This is a genomic window from [Mycobacterium] stephanolepidis, assembly GCF_002356335.1.
Lineage (GTDB): Bacteria > Actinomycetota > Actinomycetes > Mycobacteriales > Mycobacteriaceae > Mycobacterium > Mycobacterium stephanolepidis.
Map to the genome: position 1 here is coordinate 3,440,674 of NZ_AP018165.1, position 13,867 is coordinate 3,454,540.

Below are 13,867 nucleotides of genomic sequence, written 5' to 3' on the forward strand. Positions count from 1 at the left end.
TTCACGTACAGAAGACACCGCCCGGGTCTGCCACTACGCAGCCCGGTGCAACATCGGCGTAGGGCACATCACCAAAATTGGCGGTGACGGTGAGCTTCTTGTCTCCGAAAACTGTCCGCTGCACGAGTCGATCCGCAGTAAGCCATTCGAATGTAGATAAAGGTTCAGTCCCCGCGATGTCGCTCAGCTTGGAATAGAACTTCTGCAGGCCCGCTAAATCAGACCCTTCACGGTCGAGTGTGTCCGTGTTCAGGGCGTACATCATCGGGGTCAGATTGAGCAGCGCTAAAAGCGCCCGACTCCGCTTCTCGGCAGGGAACTTGTTGAACGGCAGCTCCCATCTATCAGTGCTCACCAACGAGTCGTGAAACACGCTCTCATATAGCGGAATTCGATACTTTGGGTTGAACATCGTGTCGTGTAGCACCGGTGGGAGCTGGACTTGCTTGAAGAAGAACTGGGGTCCGTCTTCTCCCCAGTACTCTCCCCAGATTCCTTTGTCTCGCTCGAGAGGCCACAGGGCGGAAACGATGGGTGTGCTGGATCCATGACTGAACGCCACGGCGTTCGCGGCCCAGGAACCAACCGTTTCCGAACCCAGCACATACCGCTTGCCAATCTCATCGAGCCGCATCAGGCGGTTCTGCCGGTCCTGAGCTTGTGTCATCGGATGACTCGGTGTGTAGTCATCGAAGGTCGTACCGGTCGCGTCGACGTCCACAAAGACACTGTCGGCACCGTTTGCCGTGCGCGAGCGAACCCGCGCTTGCACGAGGTCAGGCATCTGCGCTAGGGCTTGCGAGCTCAGATAGCAGCCGCGGTCTTGAAAACCGTTGACTGTCTTTCCTTCTGCGGTGTGGACACAGGCATTGGGATAGATGCCCGCCGGCCATCGCGACCCGGGATTATCGATCTCCCCCGCTGGGTCTTGGGCATTGTCGAAGGACACATATGGCCCAACCAGATACCCGGCTTCTTTCGCTGCCTCAACGGCTGCGGAGTTCATCGGCGGGTGCCCATCGTCGTCATACCCAAGCCACATTCGCCGTATCCCCAACGCACGCAGTCTCAGCACTGTTTCAGGTTCACGCCCACCGGCCCACGTGTACGCGTGAAATGCCCCGATCAGCTTTTGTACGTCGGGATTGGCTTTGATTTTGTCGGCCAGAGTGACGAACTTGTTCTGCACGTGGAGCAGCGTGCGGTAATTCCGCGCCGCGGCCGTGGGCGAGCCATCGGTAATCCCCATGGACACGGCATAGCTCTGAGTGCCGCGGCTCTTGCTGAATGTGTGCGACACGGTGCCCACCAGGTTGGAGTCCAGCGTCAACGTCGAGCCCAGATCTGTGGGCACGACATAGCTGACCCCGGTGTCCACGTAGGAGTAGCCCAAGATTGGCATGGCCAATTCCTGTATGGGATGGTCGCCCACGATGCCCACCTCGGGTTTGGTCCAGGTGGGATCGTGAATCGGGATGCTCACGCCGCCCCCGAGAGGCAATTGCAGTTCGGTGGCATCAGCGCCCGCAATGGGCCATGCCAGGTTCTGATCTCGATCACTCGTCACATCGACAACGAGTCCGGCACCGCGAGCCGTCGCGGTAAACGTAAATCCGCTGTCCGGATAGTTCCACGTCACCGACCCGCGATCGTCTATCTGAACCGCACTCGGCGCACCGATACGTGTCGCGGTCGCCCGTGAAAGCTCCGCCGCTCCGTACACACGGAGGTCCCTGAGATCCAACTGCAGAACGCCTTCCGCGACAGGGAAAGTGACCGTCGCTCCATCACCGGAAATGGTCGGCTTTCTGAAACGCGGACCTGACGAGACGCACGCTACGGCCGCGATGAGCACGACAACCGCGACAACAACTGCGCCTCCCCGTGCAACCCCACCACCTGTGGGTGAATCGCAGATCATCCTTCTCCCCGTTCGCCACCCAGCACATCGCACACTTCAGGTGGTGCAATTCTTGCCAGGTCTACCCGCGACCGAATCTCCAGCTTGCGGTAAATCTGGCGCAGATGAAACCCCACTGTGTGGGCAGAGATAAAGAGCTCCCGCGCGACCTGGCGATTGGTGAGACCTCCAGCGGCCAGCCGCGCCACCTTCTCCTCGGCAATGGTCAGACTTGCCCAACCCGTGGATGCACGCGTGGTGTGACTCCAATGCCGCCGTCGGACACCGAGGTCACGCAGCCGATGCCGAACCCGGGCAGCGTCCCAGTCCGCGCCCAGCTCCACGTAACCCGCCATCGCGGCACTCAGTTCAGCTACCGCGGTCGCACGGTCCACTTCTGCCAGCAACACCCCGGCGTCCTCTGTCGCCGACGCGTGGATCCACGGGTCCGCATATTGGCCCGCAAGGGATTTGACGATAACGGCATCACGGTCCATCAGTGCCCGGCAGTGATCCGCCACCACCGCCAAAAAAGGCTGGTCCGGGTTCATCTCACTGATCGTCCGGGAAGTCCGGACTACATCCCGAGCGAAGGACTCGTGCCCGACACTCCGCGCCAGCCGCACACACCACGCGGCAGACGCAGGGTCGGCGATTATCAGTTCCAGGCTGTCGCCAGCGTCCAGCAGAGCTCTGAGCGCCGTCCCAGGCTCACCACCGGCGGCACTCACCTGAGCGCGGATCAGGCAGCGCATCCCCCACAAGGGATGTTGCTGATTGTGCGGGAGACACTCCTCGAGGCGTTGCACACACTCGGTTGCCAACCCCAGCTCGCCACGGCGCAGCGCAGTCCACGCCAGAAATGCGTGCAGCCACGGAACGGGCAGTTGCATCCGGTAGCGATAACACAAGCTCAGCGCATCGGAACCGTCCACTTCTGCTCCGGCCACATCGCCGCGCGCGAGTCGACACCATCCACGCAGCGACAAATAGACCGGAACCAGCACTTCTGTCTTGCTGGACTCGACAACCCGGCCGAGGGCCTCGATTGCGCCGTCGGCGGCGTCCAATTCCTGCATCCGCAGCAGCATCCACGCCTTCTGCCACAACGGGTAGGAATCAAAGGAGTCCCCAGATTGTCTTTGCCACAGGTCAACCGATTCCTCGATTGCGCGCAACGCATCGGAAGCCTTGCCCCGACGCCAGGACACCGTCGCACGTATCGACATCGCCGCCATCGTCATAGAGGCTGGGCATGACGTCGAATCGGACAGGATTCCCTCGGCCGTAGTCTCGACAGACTCGATCTGCGAAAAGAACGAAAGCGCCAGCCGCACCAGCTGGGTACGACGTACAGCACGACCGTCTGCGGGACCTTGTGAATTCGATGCCAGCACAAAAGCTCCGTCCGTCTCACCGCGCAGTGCCATCGCCGTAATCAGGCCCGCCCGAACCCGGTCGACCATTACGCCGGCCCCCTCCCACGGGTCGCGCATGACCTGCTCAGCGATTTCCGCCGCTCGGGCTAGGCTCCCGGACCGAAGCAACCCAACCACCGCAATGCCGGCCATCCTCAGGTGCACACGACTCCCCTTGGACGCCTTCTCCATTCCGCGCAATGCCAACGTGGCAGCTGACTCAGGCGCAACCGACATCAATCGTTCAGCGATCCGGGCGATGATCCCAGCCGCCTCCGCATCATTCGCGTGTCCATGTAACAAATGCACAGCGGACCTCTCTGTGTGTCCACCGTTTCGTTCGACCAGCATTGCTGCGGCTTGACGATGCAATAGCGGGACCAATGGAGCCGGGACGCTCCCCAGCACCGCACGGCGGACCAGATCATGTGGAAAGGCGAAGTCAACCGCTTGAGCAACAATCAAACCAGCGGCCACGGCCTCGGACAGGGGCGCCACCAACTCCGCCGGAGAACATCCGAGCATCTCCGATAAATCTTCCGGACAGAAGACCCGGCCCAGAACAGCAGCCACTTGCAGCGCCTCTCGACTCACTCCCCGCAGCCCAGAAAGTCGATCTGACACCAGAGATGCCAAACATGCTGGTGCCATTATGGTTTCACCGGCATAAGGGTCAGGTTTCTCGGGCTTCAGCTTCGCCGCACCATGATTTACCTCGATCGCGCCATCCTCTATCAACCCCTGAATCAGCTGGACCGTAACCTGCGGAGTGGCGTCAAAACACTCGCACAATCTCACCAGATCCTGACTGGGTTCCGCATCCAACAGATCACCGACAACTTCGGCAATCGCCAACTCAGATAGCGCTCCCAGTGGCTGGAGCCATTCGGCTCGCCCATCTCGGCTCATCGCCTTGAAGAAATACCCGCCGAGATCATCCAAACCTCCTGGCCTGAGCGCAAATTCCCACACCAACGGGACGCCTGCAAACCTGTCAACCAAACCCAATAACGCTTCCACGCTCGGGGTATCGACCCATTGGAGATCATCGACGGCCACCAAAACCGGCCCCCGCCTGAGCAGATCCTTGATGTGAGACTCGAGCTGACAGGCTCGTGTCATCGAGGACTTCATGACGCGCGGCTTTTCTGGGAGACCATCGATCACCGCGTAGCCGCGGCGGTCGGCCAACAACATCGACTCGAGCAGTAGCCGGCTCTTGCCGCTGCCAACCGGAGACTCCAGCAGAAGTATCTTGCAGCGTCGCGTCTTTGCCGCAACATCCAGTATCTCGACGATGCGCCTTACGTGATCATTGCGACCGCGCAACGGCCGCAATGATTGTGAACTCCATCTAACCTTCTCCACCGCAACCTCTTGTCATGGTCAACTCGAATCAACAAGAACAAGGCTGCAATCCGCCCCACCCTACAGAAAGAGGCCATGATCAACCGTAATCGCAAAACCAGGTGCCTGGCTTAAAGCAAGTTAAGAAGGTACTGGGCTATGCAATCAACACAGCTGTGCACCTTGCCAACTCATATAACAAAGACTTGCGCCCTTCGTTACCTACTACTCACTGTTACGACCAAACTGGAGACCACACCAGCCCACAATTCGGCCAGCTCCTGCACCTCCCTCACCTCGAACAACAACGTGGGAAATCCGAAATCCCCGATCATCCGACCGTCGATCACTACCACCGTGATGTCCAGGGCCGCAGCGGCGGGCAGCCCGGGGTCTGGCATGGATTCATACAGTCCCTCGACAATCGGCTTCCATGCACCGGCATCCTTTGTGTCGGTATGTATTTGACCAAGATAGTTAAAGCAGATCCGACCGGGCATTTCAGCCGGCAACTCCTGTGCGGTGTCTCGGTTCAAATATCGAAGTAACCCATACCCGAAACCGCCATCCGGGACGCTTTGCACCCGCTGGGCGACGGCCAATACCATTGCGGAGAGATCGGGATCGCCTGCCGGATCATCTTCTAAACGAGTGCCGGATAAGTCAATCCGCAGTGGATATATCGAGTTGAACCACCCGATCGTCCGCGACAGGTCCGCCCCCGCCAGCTCCTGACGGCCATGGCCTATCAGCCGTAGAAGTACCGACGGCAGCACCACACCTCTACGGCCCTGCCACCGCGCCACGGCGACCGCCAACGCAGCTATCAGTATCTCGTCAAGCCGAGTCTTCGCCCCCGCCGATCCAAGGCCAAGAATTGCCGAAGTCGTTTCTGCATCAATGTGTGTTTGCACCCGCCGGATGTTCGAGGTGGTGTCGACTGCCGGATCGAGTGCCCGAATCCCCGGAAGCGGGTCTGGTCCCTCAATCATCGACTTCCACATCGCAAGCTCCGCCACGCGGGATGCGGAGCTTGCCTCGGCGCGCAAGGCGTGCAACCAGGTTCGCATCGAAGTGCTGCCGGGCGGCAGGGCCGGTGGTCGGCCGGCCTCTACATCGGCCCATACGGCCGCCAGGTCCTCCATCACGATCCGTGATGACACGCCATCGAAAATCAGATGGTGCGCAACCAGCAACAGGCTGCCCGCGCAATCAGGTCCGTAGTCAAGCCATACCGCTCGAATTACCTTGCCCGAAAACGGGTCCAACTCGCTTACCGCCGCTTCCCAGACCCCTTCCGAGAGGCCTCGACCGCTATCGATCCGGACCCGGATCAGTAACGCGTCAACGTCTATCGAGTCCGCCGCCCCTGCAATCATGCGCCATTCCTGTTGGGATCCCACTTCTTTGCGGCACAATCGCGCCCGCATCATGGCGTGCCGTCCGATCACCGCAGCGAGCACCGACACAAGCGAACGCCGATCGATACCGTTGGGCAATCTGATGAGCGTGGACAGATGAAAACGGTTGCAACCGTTGCCTCCCAACTCCATCAACCATTGGGCCGCGGGCGACAACTCCATGTCACCCACGCCTCCGCCGGAGACTTCCTGCAGAGCCGGGACCCCTTCTCCCCTCGTCATGAAACGGATCAACCTTCTTACCGTGCGCTTCTCGAGTACATCGCGTGATGTAAACACCATGGAAATCCTGCGCGCCCGCGCCACGATCTGTGTCGAGAGAATGCTGTCCCCGCCAAGTGCGAAGAAGTCATCGTCGGTACCGACCCCATCCACTCCGAGCACTTCAGCAAATACGCCGCACAAGAGCCGCTCTGCTTCGGAGGTGGGCGCACGGTACCGGTTCTGCACCATCGAGGGAGCGGGCAGCCCTGCACGATCCAGCTTTCCCGACGCGGTCAACGGCCACTCGCCGAGCACCACGATCACCGACGGCGCCATATACGCGGGCAGCCGTGCCGCCGCGAACTCGCGCACGGCGTCGGCTAAGACACCGGCCATCGGCTTGTTCGACGATGGCGTAGCAGACCGGCCCGAAGCACCGGGGACGTAGGCATCTACGATGCATCGGCCGTTCAGCGCGGACGTTTGCACGAAAACGGCCTCCATATAACCGCGTTGCGCCGACCACGTGACCGCACAGGAGTAGCCGAAGTCGGCCGCCGCGGCATGGAGATCTTCTGGCAGCAATCCTTCAGACAGTCCGTAATCGGCCCCGACCTCACAATCCCGCAGTCCCGCTGTGTCTTTCGCGTGCTTCGCAAGCTCCTCGACTGCGCGGACCTCCGTCAGCAGCCCCCGATGCGGAATGTCTGCCACTCGGACGCATTCCATGCCCCGTCCCGCGAGTAACGCCCGGACGGTATCCACGTCGACATATTCGACGTTCTTCGCTTTCCGCACGGAGACAGTCGGTTTAGGCATCTTGTGTAGGACTACGTCATATCTGTAACGGGTCAGCTCGTTGACCGAGCCGCCCCGCTTGAGCTGGATGTCGTGGAGAACGCCGGGGAACTCGTCAGCGATCTCACAGAAGAAGTGCGGTTCCACCAACAGTTCATGCTGATTCGACAATCGCCTCAGCACGCGCCGACGTACATCGCCCACATCGCCATCACTTCCCCGCGCCAATTCGACTCCGGTCTCGAGTTCCTCCAGATACCTCAAACTTCGTACATCACCGATGAACAGCGCACCTCCTGGCGCGAGGATCCGCAGGGCCCGATCGATGACGCGCCGCAGGTAGTGAGCACTGGGGAAATACTGCACAACTGAGTTGAGTACGACGGTGTCAAAGTATCCGGTGGCGTAGTCACTCAATTCATCTGCTGCACCGGCGATGAGATGGACGCGCCTGGCCCAGGCCTCCTTCACATCACGCAGCCACCCCTCGAGGCGAGCCACGGTCACGGGCGAGAGATCCGTACCGCAGTAGACCTCACACATGGGTGCGATCTTCGACAGGATCAGCCCTGAGCCGACGCCGATCTCCAATACTCGTCGCGGGCCGAGTTCACGAACACGGTTCACCGTCAGGTCACGCCATTCACGCATCTGATCCAACGGGATCGGCGCTCCGGTATAGCTGCTGTTCCAGCCTGTGAAGTCTTCGGCCCCCCAGCCAAGTCGAGACGACTGATATTGTGCCCCATTGTCATACAGTTCGTCGTAGACGTCACGCCAGCGATGTACTGTGTCGAGCTCATGCGCCAGGCCGAAGTCGCCTGACGCCACGACGTATCCCACCAGCCTGCGATCTTTTACTCGCCCCTCCGAATGCGCTATCACTACTGCACGGTCGATAGCAGGATGATCCGTCAGGACGGCCTCTATCTCACCCGGTTCAATACGTACTCCATGTAGCTTCAGCTGAAAATCTTTGCGTCCCAGATATTCTAGGTACCCACACGCATTCCATCGCACTACATCGCCCGTACGGTACATGCGCTCCCCCGCGGCGGCCGGACAAGCCACGAAGCGCTGCGCAGTCAGTCCCGGGCAGTTGACGTAGCCACGCGCCAACTGGATTCCGGCGACATAGAGTTCACCCGGCACTCCCGGAGGGACAGGTCTCAGCCATCCATCCAGGACGAAAACCCGGGTACCCGTGACGGGCGCACCTATCGGTACCGTATCGGTATCCGACTCCGAAACTTGGTGTGAAGTAACATCAATGGTTGTTTCCGTGGGACCGTATAGGTTATGTATCTCGATATCGGCCGCACGTAGGCGGCCGGCCAGATCGGCCGGCAATACTTCGCCCGACGAGATGATCATCCGCACGCTCTGACAGGCCGACAGCTCAGCTTCGGCCGCGAACGCCTCCAACACGGAAGGGACGAAGTGGGCAATCGTTACCTGTTCTGTGCGTATGAGAGCCTCCAGATAGGCATGATCGGTATGCCTATCTGCAGCCGCGATCACTACCCGAGCTCCAAATAGAATTGGCCACAACATCTCCCAAATCGACACATCAAAAGTGGCAGGGGTTTTGTGCAGCACCACATCACGGGAACTCATCTGGTATCGCGCTTGCATCCATCCCAAATGAGCCGCGATGGCCGCATGGTCGACCATTACGCCCTTGGGTCTGCCGGTCGAACCAGAGGTGAAGATTATGTAGGCGAGGTGGGCCGGCCTAAGTGGACACCTTCGGTCGGCATCGACAACAGGTGTCGCGGAGAACCCTGACAGGTCAATCCCGTCGACCACGATGACGGGGACAGATGCCGGCAGCCCTTGTGTATGAGGGTCCTGACTCCTCGTGAGAACAAGACGCGGTGTGGCCACCTCTGCGATATGTGCATTGCGGGGTTTGGGCGACGCCGGATCGATGGGAAGGTAAGCGCCGCCCGCGACAACCACCGCGTACATACTCACCAACATGTCCACCGACCGCACCATCGCAACCGCCACAACGGTCTCGGGCCCCACACCCAGTTCGATCAACTGTCGAGCCAGCCTATTGACGCGGCTTGCGAATTCTCGGTACCTCCACGAAGTACCGTCGCTGCGGATAACCACCTCGTCTACGTGAGTCGCCATCTGTCTTTGAAAGATCTCCGCGAGCGAGATCTCTCCGGGAAGAACGGCTGGCTGGGGGAACTCGTCACCGTCGCCCCAGTTGAGTACCCGGCGCCGTTCCTCGTCATCGAGCGTGTTGATCTTGCCGAGTGGGGTTTCCCCTGACGCACTCAAGAACTCGCGCAGGTACCGCATACACCGATCTAGCCGTTCCCGGATATCTGTCGCGGTGAAGAAGGAACCGTTCCCAATAAGGTTGATGCGTATGAGATTCTCGGGCCCAGATCGGTAGACGTCGAAATGCAGGTACTCGGTGTTCCCCGAGGTGAGAATCTCGTACTTGCCCACAGCCGCACCCAGCCGCACGATGTTGTCGGCCAAAAGTATGTTGACCGTCGGCCCGAACGCATTCCGCCCATGTCCCACCGCACCGGCATCGCGTCTCATGTCCTCGAACCGATACCGCGCGTGCCGCAGACCGCTGGACACCTCAGAAGTGGCGGCTTCAATCAGATCGTCTCTCGTCACCGGGTAGCCGCAATGCAGCCCGATCGGTATCGCGTTGGAGATCATGCCGCCGGAGAGTTTCAGCGCCATGGTCCGGCGTCCTGCTACCGCAAGCGCCACCACGCCCGTTTCCTGGCCCGATAGCAATGATTCGAATCCGCAGAGCGCCGCCGTGAGAACCCTGGCAATGCTGGTGCCCGCCGCCTCCGCGACAGCATCCAGCCTCATGGCCAGTTCTGCGCTAAGCCCGTCCTGTGCGCGGTGCTCCGGCATTCCGCGCGTTTCCGTCTCGCGGTTGTGTACCGCGATTTGCAGCCCGGCGGTACGCGCGGCCCAGTAGGCCCGGTCCTGCTCGAAATCTTCAGAGTCCGCGTATTCCTGTTCCAGCGTAATAAGTTCTGGCACCGAAAGGCCGCGATAGGGAGCCGGCTCGTTACCCTGAGTCCTCGCCGAGTAGTAGTCGGCGATCCGGGCGGTGATCCCGATGCCGCCATAGCCGTCTACCACCGCGTGGTGGGACCGTACGTACCAGAAGTAGTGATGCGGTCCCACTTTGATCAGCGCCCACAGAGTGAGCGGATTACACATCATGGGTCGTGGTGCGGTGTAATCGCGGCCCATCCACGAATAGGCTGCGGCGACCGGGTCCGCCTCTTCGGTAAGGTCCACCCAGACCGGGTCTCTGCTGGGTTCCCGAGATAGCCATTGGTATGGGCGGCCCTCGTGTTCAGAGAATCTGATCACATCGGCGCCGGACGCCGTAAGCTCGAAATCGCATGCCTGCGCGAGCAATAGAAAGTCGACAGGGCCGGTGAGCTCTACGCAGTGAGCGACGTTGCCTGCGGACCCATCCGCAGGATCCACCGCCATCCATTGCTCGGATTGTGCGCGGGTGAGTTCCAGTCTCTGGAGACGTTGCGCATCCATCAGTGTCGGTCCCTTGCGAAGGCGCGGAACTGTTCCCCTAAGAAGGTCAGAACATCCGGTACAGCAACGGCCAATCCAGGGCAGCGGCGAGCCAGTGTGGCGATTTCGTCTGCTTCACGAGCCATGCATGCCATGGCAACTTCGGGACGCGGTACGTACCGCGGATCGCTTTCCAGCTCGAACGACGGCCCCGCGGTCTTTCCTGCCAGCCCGGATAGCAGAGTGACAATCAGCTCGCCCAATGGGCGCAGCACGGTGACCATTATGTCTAAAGCCCAATTCATCAACGGAGATCGTCGCAAGTTGGCTGCAGGACAGTAGCCAAAGTGCTGCACCATGAGTTGTGCGGCCAACTGATAGGACCGGTTGAATACCGTCATCGCGTCCCGCGCAGGCGCGTTGGTTACATGACACCTTGCTGCGTCCGCAGTGTGCAGTGTCGGATTGCGCAGCACCGGGTATGCCGGATTCCATGGAATACGTTCTCCTAGCGAGGTGTTGACGCGTTCTTCGACCAATGAAGCGGAGATCCCGAGGAATGTCTCGAAGTGTGACTCTTCACCGGTGTTCGGCAAGGCGATCTTTCCCCCCTCTCCGTGTTCGGTAACGAAATCGATCGCGAATATCGCGCTGGCGACATCGTCGACTTCCAACTGGTAGTCCGGATGGATTGCATTGACGGACTCGCGCATGAAGAGGTGATGCCCTCCCCCTCCTTGATACTTCTTGGCCACCAGCACATCCGGGATTCGCTGAATCCCGTCCCGAATCGCGGCGTAAAGCTCACTCAACGAGCCATATCGATACGGTCTTTGTGGTGTGGGTCGATCACCCAACAAACCAGGCACCAGCTCGTGTGGTCGTTCCAGTTCCACGAACCGCTCTACCGCGGCGAGTCCAAATGGCTCGAGAGACAACTCGAGTGGAGTCCAGAGCCTGCCGTTCAGACGTCCGAAATCCAGCCGTGGCACCTGGAACGGTAGGCCCACCGCCATCCGGATGTTGTTTATGGCCAGGAAGTGAATCATCTCCTCCCTTGCCACATTCATGAGGAGTCCGCGGTATCCGTTGTTCAGCGTCCCCGGCCCGGAACCACACGCGAGAACCGACTGCTCCTCCGACCAAATTCCTTCTTTTACATAGTGTTTCGCAGCGTCCTGAGTTGGAATCGAGTAGGCCGCATAGAGGTACTGAGTCATCACGGCTAGTTCGATCGACAGAACCTGATCCAGGGCGGCATGCAGCTCGCTACGTGTGGTGATTGCCTCGATCGGAAGGGGGCGCCGAGTAGGGATGGGCGGCACCTGGCGCCGCGCTTCACACGCGAGGAAGTATCTTTGCAACAAACGGATTTGAGGCATACTTACGTCGCGAGTCGACGGCATGAAGTAGGTTCTGCCGCGATGTTCCGGGCCGCTGACATGCCAGATGAGCCGGGCATAGGGCTCAACCTTGAACTCGTCGGCAAGGCTCAACACGTCCGTCCGCATGAACGAGTACAGCAGCTCGTAGTAGGCGAACACCTCCCGGTACAGGAGGTCGAAGGTGATGGCGTTGTCGTGCACATCGTCCAGATACCACCGATCTGGGAGCACCCGTATTGAAATACTCCCTACGGTAGACCAATAGCCCAATAGGTCATCATTATCGTATGCGGCACAGGCATTCTCCGCCTCAGGTGGTAGCGATCCCTCCGGCTGCAGGAGTATCCGCGTGGTACCGGCGCGGATACCTTTCACCGTGACAAACCCAAACCCGTGGGCATCTGTACTCAGGGTGGCGTTCGTCGTGTACCCGGCCGCGGCTGACCCACGTACTGCCACGATCATCACGTCTTCTGGACGTGCTCCAGGCGCTTGCGCCGTCGAATCCAGTGGTAATGCCCGTGGGTTGAAGAATTGGCGGACGTCTATCGCCTGGGCGGCAGCGGGCTCTCCCCTGAAATACGAACGCACCGAGACATCGACGGCGAAGTCTTCGCCAGTTCGCGAGTTCGGATGCTCGAGGAACAGGCTCGCCTCGTCTGACTGCACCACCGTCTCGGTTTCTTCCAACAGAACCCGGCCGGCGCCGATGAGTCGCAGAGCAGCGTCCGGATTCTCCTGGCTTTCATCGAGCCTCGGCACGGTGAGAATTCCGGAGGTCAGGTGATAGTTCTTGTCGAGATAGGCATTTCGCGGCACTACTGCGATGACTTCACCCTCGGTTGTCTGTAGTTCCAGATCCCCCATATCGATCAATTCGTCTACATAGGTGACTGGCGTGTGGTCGTCTCGTGTCCCTCTTCGCACGGCGGGAATCGCGGTCACCAAGTTCATTGTTACCTCTGAGTCCGCCACACGAACGCTCGCCATATGCGGCAAAGCATCCTCGCCGACAGCATCTGTTGATCGCGGGGCAAGCAATCGGCCCGCGGGGTAGGTACGCAATTCCGCAGCACGCCAGGGACCTATTGTTCCGCGCAGCCCCCACCGATCAGGCGCATCGGCAGCGACCGGAGCGGCCATTCCGGTCAACGCAAACTGGACCACAAGGCCATCTGCCGCTTCAGAATCGATCGATTCACGCAACGCCGCAAGGGCCGGGGAGGCTCCCGCGCCTTCCAGCCATTGCAGGCCCTCGTCGCGGCCTATAGCGAACTGGAACAACGTGGAGCGCCGCAACCACTGTGCAAGTGGGTGACCGCCGACCTGATCGAAGTGCCGGGAGTTCTGCCATCGTGGAGGGCAGTATCCATTCACATCGCCGGTCAACAGATAGCCGACATCATGGGAGCGACCGAGACGCCCGAGTGCCAACTGGCCGATCATCAGTGTTGTGGTCCAGTTTGACGAAGGGTCTACGTCGAAGACCCTTGCCCGATTGGCCGTACTCGCCGTGTACTCGCAGTAGTGCCCCCAGAAGTCCACGTCTCGTCCGACGAGGGAGTCATCGGTATCGACCACCCCCGCCATCCGCTCGCAGGAAACCACCTTCGCGTCGATCCAAAAATGCCCATTCCCACCGAAATTCCATCCCTTCACGGTGTGGAATGGACCACCGGCCTTCAACACGCCCGACTGATCGAAACGACTGCCAGCGGCTTCTAACAACTCATCGTATTCCCGGGCCGCCCGCTCAAGTGGAAACGGACCGTCAACGGTGAGCGGTTGGTTGGTGGCGAGATCCAGCAGCCCGCTACGCGGCCCGGTCGGCAAGCGCGTCACTGCCACACCTGCGAAATG

General features: G+C 60.2%; 4 protein-coding genes. All 4 read right to left on the bottom strand.

What is annotated here, in order from left to right:
- Window position 1: 1 nt before the first annotated feature.
- The 4 genes from MSTE_RS17050 to MSTE_RS17065 all read right to left on the bottom strand — a co-directional run bounded on the left by MSTE_RS17050 (window position 2) and on the right by MSTE_RS17065 (window position 13,849).
- Complete coding sequence (locus tag MSTE_RS17050; RefSeq protein WP_157997701.1) at window positions 2-1,723, bottom strand: glycoside hydrolase; 1,722 nt, start codon at window positions 1,721-1,723, stop codon at window positions 2-4.
- Window positions 1,724-1,917: 194 nt separating this feature from the next.
- Window positions 1,918-4,647 (bottom strand): helix-turn-helix transcriptional regulator, encoded by a 2,730-nt coding sequence (locus MSTE_RS17055; RefSeq protein ID WP_157997702.1) that lies wholly within the window; start codon window positions 4,645-4,647, stop codon window positions 1,918-1,920.
- 236 nt (window positions 4,648-4,883) lie between these two features.
- The gene (locus MSTE_RS17060; protein ID WP_096502967.1) at window positions 4,884-10,643 is read right to left on the bottom strand and encodes a non-ribosomal peptide synthetase; all 5,760 of its coding nucleotides are present in this window, start codon (window positions 10,641-10,643) and stop codon (window positions 4,884-4,886) included.
- Window positions 10,643-13,849 carry a ferritin-like domain-containing protein gene (locus tag MSTE_RS17065; RefSeq protein ID WP_157997703.1) on the bottom strand — a complete coding sequence of 1,069 codons (3,207 nt, stop codon included), beginning with the start codon at window positions 13,847-13,849 and terminating at the stop codon, window positions 10,643-10,645. The genes MSTE_RS17060 and MSTE_RS17065 overlap by 1 nt, the downstream gene beginning before the upstream one ends.
- Window positions 13,850-13,867 lie beyond the last annotated feature (18 nt).